This window comes from Klebsiella aerogenes (genome assembly GCA_029027985.1).
Taxonomy (GTDB): domain Bacteria; phylum Pseudomonadota; class Gammaproteobacteria; order Enterobacterales; family Enterobacteriaceae; genus Klebsiella; species Klebsiella aerogenes_A.
Window position 1 is genome coordinate 4,757,009 of the sequence record CP119076.1, and the last position, 15,838, is coordinate 4,772,846.

At 57.0% G+C, this 15,838-nt stretch carries 18 protein-coding genes; 10 read left to right on the top strand and 8 right to left on the bottom strand.

Going from position 1 to position 15,838, the window contains the following annotated elements; genetic code table 11:
* Positions 1 to 101 precede the first annotated feature (101 nt).
* A complete protein-coding gene (gene cpxP, locus PYR66_22540; GenBank protein WEF28001.1) occupies positions 102 to 605 on the bottom strand; it encodes a cell-envelope stress modulator CpxP in 504 nt (167 codons plus the stop codon).
* Positions 606 to 754: 149 nt separating this feature from the next.
* Here cpxP and cpxR point away from each other — a divergent pair, with 149 nt between their 5' ends.
* Together cpxR and cpxA are read left to right on the top strand one after the other, a co-directional pair.
* The gene (gene cpxR / locus PYR66_22545; protein ID WEF28002.1) at positions 755 to 1,456 is read left to right on the top strand and encodes an envelope stress response regulator transcription factor CpxR; all 702 of its coding nucleotides are present in this window, start codon (positions 755 to 757) and stop codon (positions 1,454 to 1,456) included.
* A complete protein-coding gene (gene cpxA, locus PYR66_22550) occupies positions 1,453 to 2,826 on the top strand; it encodes an envelope stress sensor histidine kinase CpxA (GenBank protein ID WEF28003.1) in 1,374 nt (457 codons plus the stop codon). Before cpxR ends, cpxA begins: the two co-directional genes overlap by 4 nt.
* A 120-nt stretch (positions 2,827 to 2,946) precedes the next feature.
* Here the strand turns inward: cpxA and yiiM are convergent, their stop codons facing one another.
* A complete protein-coding gene (yiiM, locus tag PYR66_22555; protein ID WEF28004.1) occupies positions 2,947 to 3,621 on the bottom strand; it encodes a 6-hydroxyaminopurine reductase in 675 nt (224 codons plus the stop codon).
* Positions 3,622 to 3,693: 72 nt separating this feature from the next.
* Positions 3,694 to 4,314, bottom strand: coding sequence for a superoxide dismutase [Mn] (sodA, locus tag PYR66_22560; GenBank protein ID WEF28005.1), 621 nt, complete (start codon positions 4,312 to 4,314; stop codon positions 3,694 to 3,696).
* 291 nt (positions 4,315 to 4,605) lie between these two features.
* Here sodA and rhaT point away from each other — a divergent pair, with 291 nt between their 5' ends.
* Positions 4,606 to 5,640 carry an L-rhamnose/proton symporter RhaT gene (gene rhaT / locus PYR66_22565; GenBank protein WEF28006.1) on the top strand — a complete coding sequence of 345 codons (1,035 nt, stop codon included), beginning with the start codon at positions 4,606 to 4,608 and terminating at the stop codon, positions 5,638 to 5,640.
* A gap of 9 nt (positions 5,641 to 5,649) precedes the next feature.
* On the opposite strand, the gene rhaR is transcribed toward rhaT, so the two are convergent.
* Entirely contained in the window at positions 5,650 to 6,498 is an 849-nt protein-coding gene (gene rhaR / locus PYR66_22570; GenBank protein ID WEF30530.1) for an HTH-type transcriptional activator RhaR, read from the bottom strand.
* A 72-nt stretch (positions 6,499 to 6,570) separates the two neighbouring features.
* Positions 6,571 to 7,407 carry an HTH-type transcriptional activator RhaS gene (gene rhaS, locus PYR66_22575; protein ID WEF28007.1) on the bottom strand — a complete coding sequence of 279 codons (837 nt, stop codon included), beginning with the start codon at positions 7,405 to 7,407 and terminating at the stop codon, positions 6,571 to 6,573.
* 311 nt (positions 7,408 to 7,718) lie between these two features.
* Here rhaS and rhaB point away from each other — a divergent pair, with 311 nt between their 5' ends.
* The 5 genes from rhaB (at position 7,719) to rhaM (ending at position 12,892) form a co-directional block, all read left to right on the top strand.
* Positions 7,719 to 9,185: a rhamnulokinase gene (gene rhaB, locus PYR66_22580; GenBank protein ID WEF28008.1), complete on the top strand. Its 1,467-nt coding sequence runs from the start codon at positions 7,719 to 7,721 to the stop codon at positions 9,183 to 9,185.
* The gene (rhaA, locus tag PYR66_22585) at positions 9,182 to 10,441 is read left to right on the top strand and encodes an L-rhamnose isomerase (protein WEF28009.1); all 1,260 of its coding nucleotides are present in this window, start codon (positions 9,182 to 9,184) and stop codon (positions 10,439 to 10,441) included. The genes rhaB and rhaA overlap by 4 nt, the downstream gene beginning before the upstream one ends.
* Before the next feature lie 134 nt (positions 10,442 to 10,575).
* Complete coding sequence (rhaD, locus tag PYR66_22590; GenBank protein WEF28010.1) at positions 10,576 to 11,400, top strand: rhamnulose-1-phosphate aldolase; 825 nt, start codon at positions 10,576 to 10,578, stop codon at positions 11,398 to 11,400.
* Between the two features lie 32 nt (positions 11,401 to 11,432).
* Positions 11,433 to 12,581: a lactaldehyde reductase gene (gene fucO, locus PYR66_22595; GenBank protein WEF28011.1), complete on the top strand. Its 1,149-nt coding sequence runs from the start codon at positions 11,433 to 11,435 to the stop codon at positions 12,579 to 12,581.
* The gene (gene rhaM, locus PYR66_22600) at positions 12,578 to 12,892 is read left to right on the top strand and encodes an L-rhamnose mutarotase (GenBank protein WEF28012.1); all 315 of its coding nucleotides are present in this window, start codon (positions 12,578 to 12,580) and stop codon (positions 12,890 to 12,892) included. Before fucO ends, rhaM begins: the two co-directional genes overlap by 4 nt.
* A gap of 41 nt (positions 12,893 to 12,933) precedes the next feature.
* Here rhaM and PYR66_22605 read toward each other — a convergent pair whose 3' ends face one another.
* The gene (locus PYR66_22605) at positions 12,934 to 13,482 is read right to left on the bottom strand and encodes a helix-turn-helix domain-containing protein (protein ID WEF28013.1); all 549 of its coding nucleotides are present in this window, start codon (positions 13,480 to 13,482) and stop codon (positions 12,934 to 12,936) included.
* A gap of 100 nt (positions 13,483 to 13,582) precedes the next feature.
* Here PYR66_22605 and PYR66_22610 point away from each other — a divergent pair, with 100 nt between their 5' ends.
* Both PYR66_22610 and PYR66_22615 read left to right on the top strand, forming a co-directional pair.
* Complete coding sequence (locus PYR66_22610; GenBank protein ID WEF28014.1) at positions 13,583 to 14,242, top strand: AzlC family ABC transporter permease; 660 nt, start codon at positions 13,583 to 13,585, stop codon at positions 14,240 to 14,242.
* The gene (locus PYR66_22615) at positions 14,242 to 14,565 is read left to right on the top strand and encodes an AzlD domain-containing protein (protein ID WEF28015.1); all 324 of its coding nucleotides are present in this window, start codon (positions 14,242 to 14,244) and stop codon (positions 14,563 to 14,565) included. The genes PYR66_22610 and PYR66_22615 overlap by 1 nt, the downstream gene beginning before the upstream one ends.
* Before the next feature lie 41 nt (positions 14,566 to 14,606).
* Here PYR66_22615 and PYR66_22620 read toward each other — a convergent pair whose 3' ends face one another.
* Both PYR66_22620 and fdhD read right to left on the bottom strand, forming a co-directional pair.
* On the bottom strand, positions 14,607 to 14,819 hold the full coding sequence (locus PYR66_22620) for a DUF1471 domain-containing protein (protein WEF28016.1): 213 nt from the start codon (positions 14,817 to 14,819) through the stop codon (positions 14,607 to 14,609).
* Positions 14,820 to 14,947: 128 nt separating this feature from the next.
* A complete protein-coding gene (fdhD, locus tag PYR66_22625; protein WEF28017.1) occupies positions 14,948 to 15,784 on the bottom strand; it encodes a formate dehydrogenase accessory sulfurtransferase FdhD in 837 nt (278 codons plus the stop codon).
* Positions 15,785 to 15,838: the final 54 nt, after the last annotated feature.

Genomic DNA, 15,838 nt, shown 5'->3' on the forward strand with positions numbered 1-15,838 from the left:
ACCGGGTATGGAGCGGCGGCGGTGAAAAAAAGACAAAAAAAACCCCCACATCATGTGGGGGAAGACAGGGATGGTGTCTATGGCAAGGAAAACAGGGTTTGTTACTGGGGTTGCACGGTACTGCTACTACTGGAAAGCATCATGGCTGAGCCTTTCTGCATCCTTGCAACCTCACGCAACTGATCCATACGTTGCTGGTGCTTAGCATTTAAAACCGCTTGCTGCTCAGGGGTTAGCAGGTGGTACATCTGGTTGCGAACTTTCGCCATTTCAACCTGGCGGGCAACCTGTTCCTGCGCCATCTTTTCTGCCTGAGCGCGCACAGCGCTTTCATCAAATTTATCTGCGGTGACAAGGCTATGCATTGTCTCCAGTTCGCTAACATTAACAGGTAGCCTGTCATGGCGTGCCCGTTGCATAAGATCCCGTAACTGCTGTCGTTGCTGTTCGGTTAAACTTATGCCGTCAAACATATGGCTCTGGCCGCTGCGCTGGGCTCCTTCTTCACCGTGGAGCCAGTTAACGCCGGTAACGACTTCAGCGGCTTGGCTAGTAGCACTTAGCGCCAGCGTTGAGGCCATGACGGCAGCGATAACATTGCGCATCACATACTCCCAAAACGTTTGTGTCGCGATTCAACGAGAGACAGTTTACGATTCAGGCTGCAAACATGCGTCAGGGGGTGTAAAACAACGTAAAGTCATGGATTAGCGAGCCTTGATGACGTAATTTCTGCCTCGGAGGTATTTAAACAATGAATAAAATCCTGTTAGTTGATGATGACCGGGAGCTCACCTCCCTGTTAAAAGAGCTGCTCGATATGGAAGGTTTTAATGTGCTCGTTGCCCATGACGGTGAACAGGCGCTGGCGCTTCTTGACGACAGCATTGATCTCCTTTTGCTTGATGTGATGATGCCGAAGAAAAACGGTATCGACACGCTTAAAGAATTACGTCAGACACACCAGACCCCGGTTATCATGCTAACTGCTCGCGGCAGCGAGCTGGATCGCGTTCTCGGCCTCGAACTGGGCGCGGATGACTATTTGCCTAAGCCGTTCAACGATCGCGAGCTGGTGGCGCGTATACGCGCGATTCTGCGTCGTTCCCACTGGAGCGAACAGCAACAGCAAACGACCGAAGCCGGTTCTCCGACTCTGGAAGTTGACGCATTAAGTCTCAATCCGGGCCGTCAGGAAGCCAATTTTGACGGGCAAACGCTGGAGCTAACCGGTACGGAGTTCACTCTGCTGTACCTGCTGGCGCAGCATCTCGGCCAAGTGGTCTCGCGTGAACATTTAAGCCAGGAAGTGCTGGGCAAGCGGCTGACGCCGTTCGACCGCGCTATCGATATGCACATTTCCAACCTGCGGCGTAAGCTGCCGGAACGCAAAGACGGCCATCCGTGGTTTAAAACTCTGCGCGGACGCGGCTATCTGATGGTCTCTGCTTCATGATTGGAAGTTTAACCGCGCGCATCTTCGCTATCTTCTGGCTCACGCTGGCGCTGGTGTTGATGCTGGTACTGATGTTGCCCAAGCTGGACTCGCGCCAGATGACCGAGCTGCTGGAAAGCGAGCAACGTCAGGGCATCATGATTGAACAGCACGTCGAGGCCGAACTGGCGACCGACCCGCCAAACGACCTGATGTGGTGGCGGCGCCTGTTTCGCGCCATCGATAAGTGGGCTCCGCCGGGGCAGCGTCTGCTGCTGGTGACCAGCGAAGGCCGCGTGATCGGCGCAGAACGCAACGAAATGCAGATCATTCGAAACTTTATCGGCCAGGCCGATAATGCCGATCATCCGCAGAAAAAACGTTACGGACGCCTGGAGATGGTCGGCCCGTTTTCCGTCAGGGATGGGGAAGATAACTATCAACTGTATCTGATCCGCCCTGCCAGCACTTCGCAATCCGACTTCATCAACCTGCTGTTTGACCGTCCGCTGTTGCTGCTTATCGTGACGATGCTGGTCAGCGCCCCGCTGCTACTGTGGTTGGCGTGGAGCCTGGCGAAACCGGCGCGGAAGCTGAAAAACGCCGCCGACGAAGTTGCTCAGGGCAACCTGCGGCAGCATCCGGAGCTGGAGGCCGGCCCGCAGGAATTCCTGGCCGCCGGGGCAAGTTTCAACCAGATGGTCACCGCGCTTGAGCGGATGATGACCAGCCAGCAGCGGCTGCTGTCGGATATCTCGCACGAGCTGCGCACGCCGTTAACCCGCCTGCAGTTGGGGACCGCACTGCTGCGTCGCCGCAGCGGCGAGAGCAAAGAGCTGGAGCGTATCGAAACCGAAGCGCACCGGCTGGACAGCATGATCAACGACCTGCTGGTGATGTCGCGTAATCAGGCGAAAAACGCGCTGGTCAGCGAGACGGTGAAAGCCAACCAGCTGTGGGGCGAAGTGCTGGACAACGCGGCGTTTGAAGCCGAGCAAATGGGCAAATCTTTCACCGTCGAGTATCCGCCTGGCCCCTGGCCGCTGTACGGCAACCCCAATGCGCTGGAAAGCGCGCTGGAGAATATCGTCCGCAACGCGCTGCGCTACTCGCATACGAAGATTTCCGTCAGCTTCTCGGTGGATAAAGACGGCATTACGGTGAACGTCGATGATGACGGCCCGGGCGTGAGTCCAGAGGATCGCGAACAGATTTTCCGTCCGTTCTACCGTACCGACGAGGCCCGCGATCGCGAGTCCGGCGGCACTGGTCTGGGGCTGGCGATTGTCGAAACGGCGATTCAGCAGCACCGCGGTTGGGTTAAAGCTGACGACAGCCCGTTGGGCGGTCTGCGCTTAACGATCTGGCTGCCATTGTATAAACGTACCTGATACTGTCCCGGCTGGCGCTTCGCTAAGCCGGGCTACAGATGGGCTCTGGCAGATAGCCCGGATAAGGCACTATGCGCCGCCATCCGGGAGCATCCCCGGAAATACTCAACATGGGGGAAATTATTTCCCCCATAATCTCCGCGAACTATCCTCGATCTGCCCGCTTAAACGCCGTTTCTGCATGGTTCTGCTCCAACTGACCGACAGACCCGCCGCTGATAACAACCGGTGATACTGATCGTCGTCAAAAGGCATATACCAGGCAATCGATCCGGCCTCATGCACGCTGACATCGCTCAACCGCGATACCAGCTCCAGCGGCGCATCACTGGACACCAGTCCCCCTGCGACAATGCGGTATAACCAACCGATCTTACCGCTGTTTTGCATCAGCTGCGCCATATCGCTAATGCCGAAATGGTAGTTCAGTTTGAAGCATGGGGAGCGCGGCTGGGTGACCTGAATCAACGCCTCGCCCCAGCGAAAGATATCGCCGATGTAAACGTTTTTTTCCGTCAGCCCTTCAGTAGAAAGGTTTTCGCCGAACGCCGGCGCGCAAAACAGATCGGCCTGCTGCGGGAATTCGCGGATCCAGTCGCGGTAGTGCTCGCGCGGATAGTGGCACAGCGCGCGATCCGGCCCGCCGTGAATTTTCTTTTCCGCCTGCTCGTCCCCTTCCAGCCCGAGCTCGCCGAGGCATAATTCGCCATCGACCTGGATTTTGTCGATCGCGCTGGGGCGGCTACCGTCATAGTCCCTGATTTTGCCCACAAATACATTCACCGGATAATGCATTGCTGCTCTCCTTGCTACGGATATAAAAAAAGCGAGTCATCAGACTCGCTTCTCTCTTAGCATAATGCAACCTTATTTTTTGGCGGCAAAACGCGCTGCGGCTTCGTCCCAGTTCACCACGTCCCAGAAGGCTTTGATGTAGTCCGGACGACGGTTCTGGAATTTCAGGTAGTAAGCGTGTTCCCAAACGTCCAGGCCCACAATCGGGAAGCCGGAAGCGCCGGAAATCGCTTCACCCATCAGCGGGGAATCCTGGTTTGCGGTGGAAACCACGGCCAGTTTGTCGCCTTTCAGCACCAGCCATGCCCAACCAGAGCCAAAGCGAGTCGCTGCAGCTTTTTCGAATTCGGCTTTGAAGTTGTCCACGGAACCGAAATCGCGCTCGATAGCGGCTTTCAGATCGCCCTGCAGGGTCGTGCCGGTTTTCAGGCCTTTCCAGAACAGGCTGTGGTTAGCGTGACCGCCCGCGTTGTTACGCAGTACGGTTTTTTTGTCAGCTGGCAGTTGATCCAGTTTGGTGATCAGCTCTTCCGCAGACAGGTTAGCGAACTCCGGCAGGCTTTCCAGTGCTGCGTTAGCGTTGTTAACGTAGGTCTGGTGATGCTTAGTATGATGGATCTCCATCGTCTGCTTGTCGAAATGCGGTTCCAGAGCATCGTAAGCGTACGGCAGGGATGGCAGTGTATAACTCATAATCATCTCCATTATTATCGGGCGGCAGAGGGTGTTAACGCCGCGTAAGCAGTCGGTTCATTATAGTTAATTAAATGATATTGAAAATGATTATCAATGCCGTAGTTTTACTAAGGTTATACCTAAAATAGCGGCACTTCAGTTTGTGAGCCAAAACAACTCATTAAGCCACTGGTTGCCAGAATCTCGCCTGATGTGGCAACAGCTCAAAGGCGCAAAAACTGCGCGTTTTTTACACTCGTCGCATCGGAGAGGGTTTATCCGACCCAAAAACAGATGAGGGTAAAGGCAATGAATCATGCGATTACAATGGGAATATTTTGGCATTTAATCGGCGCCGCCAGTGCCGCTTGTTTTTATGCCCCTTTCAAGAAGGTGAAACACTGGTCATGGGAAACCATGTGGTCGATTGGCGGGATAGTTTCCTGGTTGATTCTCCCCTGGGCGATTAGCGCCATGCTGCTGCCCGATTTCTGGGCCTACTACCGCTCATTCAGCGCCTCTACCCTGCTGCCCGTCTTTTTGTTCGGCGCGATGTGGGGAATCGGCAACATCAACTACGGCCTGACCATGCGCTATCTGGGCATGTCGATGGGTATTGGCATCGCTATCGGCATCACGCTGATTGTCGGCACCTTAATGACGCCCATCCTTAACGGCCACTTTGACGTACTGATTAACACCAAAGGCGGGCAAATGACCCTGCTCGGCGTGTTGGTGGCGGTGATTGGCGTCGGTATCGTTACCCGCGCCGGTCAGCTCAAAGAGCGCAAAATGGGTATTAAAGCGGAAGACTTCAACCTGAAAAAAGGCCTCATGCTGGCGGTGATGTGCGGTATTTTCTCCGCCGGAATGTCGTTTGCGATGAACGCCGCCAAACCGATGCACGACGCCGCTGCCGCGCTGGGCGTTGACCCGCTGTATACCGCGCTGCCAAGCTACGTCGTGATCATGGGCGGCGGCGCGCTGGTCAACCTCGGCTTCTGCTTTATTCGTCTCGCCAAAGTGAAAGACCTGTCGATAAAGTCCGACTTCTCGCTGGCGCAACCGCTTATTATCAGCAACATTCTGCTTTCCGCGTTAGGCGGGCTGATGTGGTATCTGCAGTTCTTCTTCTATGCCTGGGGTCACGCCAGTATCCCGGCGCAGTACGACTACATGAGCTGGATGCTGCATATGAGCTTCTACGTGTTGTGCGGCGGGCTGGTCGGGTTGGTGCTGAAAGAGTGGAACCACGCCGGACGCCGTCCGGTCAGCGTGCTCAGCCTCGGCTGCGTGGTGATCATTATTGCCGCGAATATTGTCGGCCTGGGAATGGCGAATTAACGCCTTACCTCACGCGGCGGCGCGACTGCGCTGCCGCCACTGCCCCGGCGTCATGCCGATTTCCCGATTGAACACCACGGAAAAGTAGTTACTGTCCTCAAATCCGCACAGCATGGCGATTTCGCCGATTAACCGCTCGGTATGCTGCAGCAAATACTGCGCATGGCAAATCCGCAACTGACGCAGATAGTGGTTTATCGTCATCCCCGTTTGCTGGCGAAACTGCTGGCGTAACGCACGTTCGCTGCAACCCTCGCGTAGACAAAAGCTATCCAGATTAAAGGGGCGATTAAGACTGCCAGCCAGTTCCGTCAACAGCTTGTCGAGTTGGGTTTCGCTTTGCGTCGCCGCCAGATTGTCGGTGGCGTAGCGATAGCGCTGGAGCATCAGCACCAGTTGAGCAAACAGCAGCTCCGCCATGCTATCCGCCTGCGCATCCTGACGTGCGCTTTCATGTTCCAACTGGCTGATGACCTGCCGAACCTGCGCCATCCCGCTGCTGCCGATCCGCCAGTGCGGCTTCCACGGCGTACCGAATAGCCCCGGAAGATGCGCCGCCCAGTCAAAATTGAGCCGCAGCCGATCCGGACAATAAATAATATTCTGCAGCACCAGGTCGTTCACCGAGGCGTAGGAGTGTTTGTCTTCCGCGCGGATATAAAAGAGATCGCCGCGGGTAATGCGCCAGGGGCGATCGTTGAGAATATGCAGGCCGTTGCCGCGCCACACCAACACCAGCTCGCAAAATTCATGAGTATGTTCAGCAAAGACGTTTTGCGGGTAGCGGTCAGCCACCGCGACCGCCTGCGAAGGGGAGGCAAAAAACTCATCTTTGCGAAGTACCAGCTGACCTGCCACCATCACACTCCAAACGCGGATAACGGGATATTATTCACGTTTTTGCCAGGCAATACGTTGACTCTTCTCGCGTTACTGGAGAATGGTGTCGCGCCCCTGGCGAATATCGCGCGGCGACCAGTCGAACTCACGGCGAAACAGCGTCGAAAAGTGGTTACTGTCGCCGAAACCGCAGCGATAGGCGATTTCAGTCACGCTATCATCGCTGTGACGCAGCAGGTGCCGCGCTTTCATCAGACGCACACGGTTGAGATAGCGCTGCGGCGTCAGCCCGGTTTGCAGTTTTAGCTGGCGATGCAGGGTACGCAACGACAGCGAGAACTGCGCCGCCACCGCTTCCCAGCATACCTCTTCGGCAAAATGATCTTCCAGCCAGGCCATCAACTGATTCAGCCGCGCCTCGTGGTTGCCTGCGCCCTCCGCCATGCTGTTGCTGTGCAGCAACACCAGTAACTGCATAAAGAGGATTTCACGGCTGGCGATGGTGTGCGGATCGACGCCTGGACCGATCTTTTCCATCTGGCCAACGATTTGCCGCACCTGCTGCAGCACCGTCTGATTAACCCGCCAGTGCGAGAGATAGTTGCCGTCCTGCTCCTGCGGCAGCAGCTGATTCACGCCGGTCAGAAAACGAAAAGCATCCGGCGCGCGGTACAGCACGTTGGTCAGGCACAGATTGTTGGTATGTTCATAGAGGTGGCGATCGTGATCGCGAATAAAGCAGACCGAACCGCCGCTGATAGTGTAGGGCTGGCCGTTGAAAACGTGGATGCCAGTCCCCTGTTCAACGATCACAATCTCATGGAAATCATGATGATGCTCTGGAAAAGCCGGTTGAGGAAGGCGCGGTTCAATCGCCACCGCAGAGACGCCGGCCTTAAAGAAATCCGTACAGTGCAACACGGTCATAGCAGCCCCCTCGAATGAGAAAAATTATCAACCGTCGCCGCAAATAGTAATGAAGGGTTGGCGATCCGGCCTTCAATTTTCGACCGCAAACCGCGTAAAACCTGCCGTATTTTCAAGAACCAGCCGGAAATATCCGGAACTGCGGCCAGCATCACACCCCACGCAGCGCCGCGAATAACACGAAACTGTGACGTTTCTCACGGTCACCTTTGCCTTGTTGCCAGTCGCCCGCTATCGCTGTCAGTAGCGAGAAGGTGACGCAAAGACGCCTTTTTTAGACTGCATGCAATGATTTTAAGAAGGGTCGTACCATGAGTATTCGTCATTGTGTCGCCGTTGATTTAGGCGCTTCCAGCGGTCGGGTCATGCTCGCGAATTATGACACCGCAACGCGAGCGCTGACGCTGCGTGAAGTTCACCGTTTCACCAACCGCCTGCAGGACGTGGACGGCTACGATTGCTGGGATATCGATAGCCTGGAGGCGGAAATCCGCCGCGGGCTGGTAACAGTGTGCGAACAGGGGATCCTGATCGACAGCATCGGCATCGATACCTGGGGTGTCGATATTGTGTTGCTGGACAAACACGGCCAACGTGTCGGCCTGCCGGTTTCCTATCGCGATAGCCGTACCCATGGCCTGATGACGCAGGCTATCGAGCAGCTCGGTCGCGCCGATATCTACGGCCGCAGCGGCATCCAGTTTCTGCCATTCAACACGCTCTATCAGCTGCGGGCGCTGGTCAGCCAACAGCCGATGCTGGCGGAACAGGTGGCGCACGCGCTGCTGATCCCCGACTACTTCAGCTACCGTCTGACCGGCGCGATGAACTGGGAATACACCAACGCCACCACCACTCAACTGGTCAATATTAATAGCGACAACTGGGATGACGAATTGCTTGGCTGGAGCGGCGCGCAGCGCAGCTGGTTCGGGACGCCGACGCATCCGGGCAACGTTATCGGCCACTGGATCTGCCCGCAGGGTAACCGCATTCCGGTGGTTGCCGTCGCCAGCCACGATACCGCCAGCGCCGTTATCGCCTCGCCGCTGGCGGGCAAAAATGCCGCCTATCTTTCATCCGGCACCTGGTCGCTTATGGGTTTTGAAAGCAAAACGCCTTACACCAGCCAGCAGGCGCTGAAAGCGAATATTACCAATGAAGGCGGTGCTGAGGGGCGCTACCGGGTGTTGAAAAACATCATGGGTCTGTGGCTGCTACAGCGGGTGTTGCCAGAACAGAATGTTGGCGATCTGCAGGCATTGATCGCCGACACGGCGCAGCTGCCAGCCTGCCGTTACCTCATTGATTGCAACGACGACCGCTTTATCAACCCGGCCAACATGAGCGCCGAAATCCAGGCCGCCTGCGCGGAATCCGCCCAGCCGATCCCGACAAGCCCTGCCGAACTGGCGCGCTGTATTTTCGACAGCCTGGCGCTGCTGTATGCCCGCGTGCTGGGCGAACTGGCCGAACTCCGCGGCCGCCCCTTCAGCCAACTGCATATTGTCGGCGGCGGCTGCCAGAACGCTCTGCTTAACCAGCTATGCGCTGATGCCTGCGGCCTGCCGGTCATCGCGGGCCCGATTGAGGCCTCCGCCCTTGGCAATATCGGCATCCAGTTGATGACGCTGGATGAATTGCACAACGTCGATGATTTCCGCCAGGTCGTACGCGATAACGAATCACTCACCGCCTTCACCCCCCATTCAGATAGCGAAATTGCCCGCTTCGTCGCGCAGTTTCAGCAACAACCCACTAAGGAGCTTTGCGCATGACCACTCAACTTGAACAAGCCTGGGAATTGGCTAAGCAGCGCTACGCCGCCGTCGGCGTCGACGCCGAAGAAGCTCTGCGCCAGTTAGACCGTCTGCCGGTGTCGATGCACTGCTGGCAGGGCGACGACGTCGCGGGCTTTGAAAACCCGGAAGGCAACCTGACCGGCGGCATTCAGGCCACCGGCAACTACCCGGGAAAAGCGCGCAATGCCCAGGAGCTACGCGCCGACCTCGAACAAGCGCTGAGCCTGATCCCAGGGCCGAAGCGTCTTAACCTGCACGCGATTTATCTGGAATCCGCGGCTCCGGTGGCGCGAAACGAAATCAAACCGGAACATTTCAAGAACTGGGTGGAATGGGCGAAACGCCACCAGCTGGGGCTCGATTTCAACCCCTCCTGTTTCTCGCATCCGCTGAGCGCCGACGGCTTTACTTTGTCGCACGCCAATCCAGAGATTCGTCAGTTCTGGATCGACCACTGCAAAGCCAGCCGCCGCATATCCGCTTATTTCGGCCAACAGCTCGGGACGCCATCAGTGATGAATATCTGGGTACCGGACGGCATGAAGGATATTACCGTCGACCGCTTCGCCCCGCGCCAGCGGTTGATGAACGCGCTGGATGAAGTGATCAGCGAAAAACTGAATCCAGCGCACCATATCGACGCCGTCGAGAGCAAGCTGTTCGGCATCGGTGCCGAAAGCTACACCGTCGGCTCCAACGAGTTCTATATGGGCTACGCCGCCAGCCGCCAGACCGCGCTGTGCCTGGATGCGGGTCACTTCCATCCGACAGAGGTCATCTCCGACAAAATCTCCGCCGCCATGCTCTACATCCCGCGTCTGCTGCTGCACGTTAGCCGCCCGGTGCGCTGGGACAGCGATCATGTGGTGCTGCTGGATGACGAAACCCAGGCCATCGCCAGCGAAATCATCCGCCACAACCTGTTCGATCGTGTACACATCGGCCTCGACTTCTTCGACGCCTCCATCAATCGCATCGCAGCGTGGGTTATCGGCACCCGCAATATGAAAAAAGCTTTGTTGCGCGCGCTGCTGGAACCGACGGCGCAGCTGCGCCAGCTGGAAAACGACGGCGATTACACCGCGCGCCTGGCGCTGCTGGAAGAACAGAAATCCCTGCCGTGGCAGGCCATTTGGGAAATGTACTGCCAGCGTCACGACACGCCGGCAGGCAGCCAGTGGCTGGAGAACGTACGGGGCTATGAGAAAGAGATTCTGAATAAGCGCGGGTGATTGACCCTCACCCCGACCCTCTCCCTGAAAGGGAGAGGGAGAAAACCCTAATACCGAACAGTTCCCTCGCCCCTTTGGGGAGAGGGCTAGGGTGAGGGGAAGACACCCCACCAATACAACAGGACAACAAGACTATGCAGACCATTACCGACTCCTGGTTCGTCCAGGGCATGATCAAAGCCACTTCCGACGCCTGGCTCAAAGGCTGGGACGAGCGCAACGGCGGCAACCTGACGCTGCGTCTGGATGAAGCCGACATCGCGCCGTTTAAGGCCGATTTCCACGCCCAGCCGCGCTATATCGCACTCAGTCAGCCGATGCCGGAACTGGCCAATCAGCCGTTTATCGTCACGGGTTCCGGTAAATTCTTCCGTAACGTACAAATCAATCCCGCCGCCAACCTTGGGGTAGTGAAGGTGGACAACGACGGCGCGGGTTACTTCATTCTGTGGGGTTTAACCGACGACGCCGTGCCGACCTCGGAACTGCCGGCGCATTTCCTGTCGCACTGCGAACGTATCAAAGCCACTGGCGGCAAAGACCGCGTGATCATGCACTGTCACGCCACCAACCTGATCGCCCTGACCTACGTGCTGGAAAACAACAGCGACCTGTTCACTCGCAAATTGTGGGAAGGCAGCACCGAATGCCTGGTGGTGTTCCCGGACGGCGTCGGCATTCTGCCGTGGATGGTGCCGGGCACCGACGAGATTGGTCAGGCGACGGCCAGAGACATGCAGAAACACACCCTGGTGCTGTGGCCATTCCACGGCGTCTTCGGCAGCGGCCCGACGCTGGATGAAACCTTCGGCCTAATCGACACTGCCGAGAAATCCGCCGAGGTGCTGGTGAAGGTCTATTCGATGGGCGGCATGAAACAGACGATTAGCCGCGAAGAGCTGATGGCGTTAGGTCAGCGCTTCGGCGTCACGCCGCTGGCCAGCGCGCTAGCGCTATAGAACAGCGAGCCGTCTTTTTAAGGAGAATAATCATGAGCTTTATGTTGGCACTGCCGAAAATCAGTCTGCACGGCGCAGGCGCGATCGGCGATATGGTAAGCCTGGTGGCGAGCAAGCAGTGGGGAAAAGCGCTGATCGTCACCGACGGGCACCTGGTGGAAATGGGCCTGCTCGACAGCCTGTTCTCGGCGCTGGAGGCGCATCAGTTGTCCTATCACCTGTTCGATGAAGTCTTCCCCAATCCGACCGAAGCGCTGGTCCAACGGGGCATCTCCGCGTTCTGCAAGGCGCAGTGTGACTATATCATCGCCTTCGGTGGCGGCAGCCCGATTGATACCGCCAAAGCGGTGAAAATCCTCAGCGCCAACCCGGCACCATCAACCGCCTACTCCGGCGTCGGCAAAGTGAAAAATGCCGGTGTGCCGCTGGTAGCCATTAACACCACGGCCGGAACTGCCGCTGAGATGACCAGCAACGCGGTGATTATTGATGCCGCGCGCCAGGTGAAAGAGGTCATTATTGACCCAAATATCATCCCGGATATTGCCGTCGATGACGCCAGCGTGATGTTGGATATTCCGGCTCCGGTCACCGCCGCCACCGGCATGGATGCCCTGACCCACGCCGTTGAGGCGTTTGTCTCCGTCGGCGCTCATCCACTAACCGATGCCAACGCGCTGGAAGCAATACGTTTAATTCACCAATGGTTGCCGTTGGCCGTCGATGATGGACACCATCTCCAGGCCCGCGAGCAGATGGCATTCGGCCAGTATCTGGCGGGGATGGCGTTCAACAGCGCCGGTCTTGGACTGGTACACGCGCTGGCGCATCAGCCGGGCGCCACCCACAATCTGCCGCACGGCGTTTGCAACGCCATCCTGCTGCCGATTATCGAAAACTTTAACCGTCCGAACGCGGTGGCGCGTTTCGCCCGTATCGCGCAGGCGATGGGCGTCGATACGCGCGGCATGAGCGATGAAGCCGCCAGCATGGAGGCGATTAACGCGATTCGCGCATTGAGCAAACGAGTCGGTATTCCCGCGGGCTTTAGCCAGCTTGGCATCAGCAAGGCTGATATCGAAGGCTGGTTGGATAACGCGCTGGCCGATCCGTGCGCGCCCTGTAACCCGCGTAGCGCCAACCGCGACGAGATCCGCGAGCTGTATCTGGAGGCGTTATGATCCGCAAAGCCTTTGTGATGCAGGTGAATCCCGACGCGCACGAAGCGTATCAGCGCCGCCATAACCCCATCTGGCCCGAACTGGAAGCAACATTGAAAGCGCATGGCGCGCATCATTACGCGATCTATCTCGATGCACAGCGCCATCTGCTGTTCGCAACGGTGGAAATTGAATCGGAAGCGCGCTGGAACGCGATTGCGGAAACCGAAGTGTGCCAGCGCTGGTGGCGCTATATGCGCGACGTGATGCCGACGAATCCGGATAACAGCCCACTGAGCGCTGAACTGAGTGAAGTCTTTTACCTTGCGTAACAAAACGGCCTGTTTTTACCAGGCCGTTTGAATCTACACCATTAGTTTTGCTCCGCCACCAGCAACGCCTGCGTATCCGGCACCAGCGCCTGGAAAAGATGCTCCTGGTCGGCGGGGTAGCAGATATAGTCCCCTTCCCCCAGCTCTTCCGGCGCGTCGATCAGACCAACGCGCGCACGGCCCTGAGTGACTATGATATGTTCAACCGAACCCGGCGGATGCGGATGCGAGATGCGATCGGCGCCGGGCTGCGTCAGCAGCAAATAGATATCACGGCGCGCCCCCGGCGGGCAGGCTGCCAGCAAAATAGCCTGATAGTTGGCCTGTTCCGCCATCACTTTAGTACCTTCGCCGCGGCGAATGACCTGGGTTTTGCTAGCCTGCGGCTCCAGCAAACGAGCAAAGGGAATATCCAGCGCCACGCAGAGCGCCCACAACGTTTCCAGACTGGGGTTGCCATTGCCGGATTCCAACTGCGAAAGCGTCGATTTGGCAATCCCGGCGCGACGCGCCACTTCCGCCAGAGAGAGGCCGGTGCGCGATCGTTCGCGTACCAGGCTTTTAGAAATCATGCTAATGGGCTGTGTCATACACCGCTCCTCGTATTTTATATCGAACGAATCGTTCGTCTTGTAAAACGATTCTGTTGCGTTCATTATAATGGAAATTCGTTCGATATGGCTAAAGCGTATGCGGCACTATTTTTCCCGTCTCAGCGGAGACACGATCAAAGCAATCATTCTGGTGTGTCTGGCGGTAGGTGTCGTCGGCATGTCCTACGGTTCACTGGCGATGGCTTACGGCTTCCCCATATGGGTACCGTTTGTCCTGTCCATTACCGTGCTCGCTGGCGCCTCGGAGTTTATGTTTATCGGCATCATCGCCAGCGGCGGCAACCCCCTGGCAGCGGCAGCGGCGGGCTTACTGGTGAATGCCCGCCACGTCCCCTTCGGCGTGACCGTGCGCGATCTGGTTGGCGCCCGCGCCGCCAGCTTGCTCGGCTGCCACATCATGAATGATGAAAGCGTGGTCTTCGGTCTATCACAGAAAACGCCGGAACAGCGTAAAGCCGCTTACTGGCTCTGCGGGCTGGGCGTGGCGTTATTCTGGCCGCTCGGCACGCTGGTCGGCGCAGGCGTGGGTAAATTGTTGCCCGCTCCGGAAACCATCGGCCTGGATGCGGTATTCCCGGCTATCCTGCTGGCATTAGTGGTGCCAGCCTTTAAGAAGCGCACCACGCTTATTCGCGCCTGCAGCGGTGCAGTCATTTCACTCGCCGCCGTACCGTTTGTTCCGGTAGGGTTGCCGGTGCTGCTTTCATTGTTTGGTTTACTGGCGAGGAAAAAATAATGGCTAACATGACGCTGTTTATCGCCGGGATCGCCATCCTGTCGATCGGCACTTACTTGATGCGTTTAGGCGGCGCCAAGCTCGGCAGCCGTTTAGCGTTTTCCGAGCGCTCGCAGGCGCTACTCTCTGATGCAGCGACAGTGTTGCTGTTTTCCGTGGCGCTGGCGACCACCTTTTATGAAGGCGAACATTTTTCCGGCATGGCGCGCGTACTGGGCGTCGGTTTCGCGGTCTTCCTCGCCTGGCGCAAGATGCCACTTATCGTCGTCATTATCGCCGCCGCGGTGGTGACGGCGCTGCTGCGCCTGGCGGGCATAAACTAAAAAAAGCGCCCTAAGGCGCTCTTTCGACGGTGGTTGCAGACTTATTTATTCAATTCCGCAGTCATGTGCACGCGGTTACCGGTGAAGGCTTCGGTGATGGTGTAAGAAGAAGCACCAGCAGCCTGCGCCTGAGCGGCGATTTTCGCTTCCGCGCTGTCCATGGTAGAGGCGGTAGCGGTCACTGATTGCGCAGCGAAAGAACCAAAGGAAGCAGTCAGAGCGATAACAGCGACAAAAGTTTTGATGCTTTTCATGATATAAACCCTTTCATTTAGTTGTTTGGATAAGGCGCCGTGCCTTGATGTGATAAATAATAGTCTTCACATCCTCGAACTAAAAGCGGAAGGATTTGTTGTCATCATTCAAAAAAACTGACCAATATTTAACCGCCAATCAGGCGCTGCGGATGAGTGTAAATCGTCGCTCTACCCGGCTTGCAGAAACCCACCAGCGTCAGGTTACAGCGCTCTGCTACCTCAACCGCCAGGGTCGTCGCCGCGGAAACCGCAAACAGGATTTCCACTCCGCACATCGCGGCCTTCTGCACCATCTCGTAGCTGGCGCGGCTAGAGACTAACGCAGCCCCCTGCTGCCAATCTGCGCCTTCTTCACTACGGCGACCCAGCAGTTTATCCAGCGCGACGTGACGGCCCACATCTTCATGCCCGCCCGCCAGTACGCCATCAGGACGCACCCACGCGGCAGCGTGCGTACAGCCGGTCAGGCAGCCAATCGGCTGCACATCATTTAAATGCTCCAGCGCGAGATCGAGTCGCTCCAGCGCAAAAGTCTGGCTAAACGGCAGCGGTTCAACGGGTTTGCCGATATCATTCAGCTGTTCCACGCCGCACACCCCGCAGCCGGTACGCCCGGCCAGCGCACGACGGCGCTCTTTCAGACCCATAAAGCGGCGGCTGGAGAGCTCGATTTGCACTTCTAAGCCGTTACAAGCCTGCACCACGTCCATCCCGTAGATCTCTTGTCGATTTTTGATAATCCCTTCGGATAAGGAAAAACCGATGGCAAAGCGTTCCAGATCTCTCGGGGTCGCCATCATCACGACGTGCGAGATGCCGTTATACACCAGGGCGACCGGCACTTCTTCAGCTACCTCGTCTGGCTGAGAACGTTGTAAATCCTCACGTTTCCAGAGGGTAATCTGGCGATAACCCGTGATTTTTGTCACATTTTTGATTTGTTCAAGAGGGTTCTTATTCACTTTCATTTAACCGTATTAGAACAGGCATACACACAATGTGGTATTCTGTTTTTA

What these genes read in the sequence shown, in the direction of transcription:
- cpxP (WEF28001.1), bottom strand. Translation starts at nt 605, where the DNA reads ATGCGCAATGTTATCGCTGCCGTCATGGCCTCAACGCTGGCGCTAAGT.
- cpxR (WEF28002.1), top strand. Translation starts at nt 755, where the DNA reads ATGAATAAAATCCTGTTAGTTGATGATGACCGGGAGCTCACCTCCCTG.
- cpxA (WEF28003.1), top strand. Translation starts at nt 1,453, where the DNA reads ATGATTGGAAGTTTAACCGCGCGCATCTTCGCTATCTTCTGGCTCACG.
- yiiM (WEF28004.1), bottom strand. Translation starts at nt 3,621, where the DNA reads ATGCATTATCCGGTGAATGTATTTGTGGGCAAAATCAGGGACTATGAC.
- sodA (WEF28005.1), bottom strand. Translation starts at nt 4,314, where the DNA reads ATGAGTTATACACTGCCATCCCTGCCGTACGCTTACGATGCTCTGGAA.
- rhaT (WEF28006.1), top strand. Translation starts at nt 4,606, where the DNA reads ATGAATCATGCGATTACAATGGGAATATTTTGGCATTTAATCGGCGCC.
- rhaS (WEF28007.1), bottom strand. Translation starts at nt 7,407, where the DNA reads ATGACCGTGTTGCACTGTACGGATTTCTTTAAGGCCGGCGTCTCTGCG.
- rhaB (WEF28008.1), top strand. Translation starts at nt 7,719, where the DNA reads ATGAGTATTCGTCATTGTGTCGCCGTTGATTTAGGCGCTTCCAGCGGT.
- rhaA (WEF28009.1), top strand. Translation starts at nt 9,182, where the DNA reads ATGACCACTCAACTTGAACAAGCCTGGGAATTGGCTAAGCAGCGCTAC.
- rhaD (WEF28010.1), top strand. Translation starts at nt 10,576, where the DNA reads ATGCAGACCATTACCGACTCCTGGTTCGTCCAGGGCATGATCAAAGCC.
- fucO (WEF28011.1), top strand. Translation starts at nt 11,433, where the DNA reads ATGAGCTTTATGTTGGCACTGCCGAAAATCAGTCTGCACGGCGCAGGC.
- rhaM (WEF28012.1), top strand. Translation starts at nt 12,578, where the DNA reads ATGATCCGCAAAGCCTTTGTGATGCAGGTGAATCCCGACGCGCACGAA.
- PYR66_22605 (WEF28013.1), bottom strand. Translation starts at nt 13,482, where the DNA reads ATGACACAGCCCATTAGCATGATTTCTAAAAGCCTGGTACGCGAACGA.
- PYR66_22610 (WEF28014.1), top strand. Translation starts at nt 13,583, where the DNA reads ATGCGGCACTATTTTTCCCGTCTCAGCGGAGACACGATCAAAGCAATC.
- PYR66_22615 (WEF28015.1), top strand. Translation starts at nt 14,242, where the DNA reads ATGGCTAACATGACGCTGTTTATCGCCGGGATCGCCATCCTGTCGATC.
- PYR66_22620 (WEF28016.1), bottom strand. Translation starts at nt 14,819, where the DNA reads ATGAAAAGCATCAAAACTTTTGTCGCTGTTATCGCTCTGACTGCTTCC.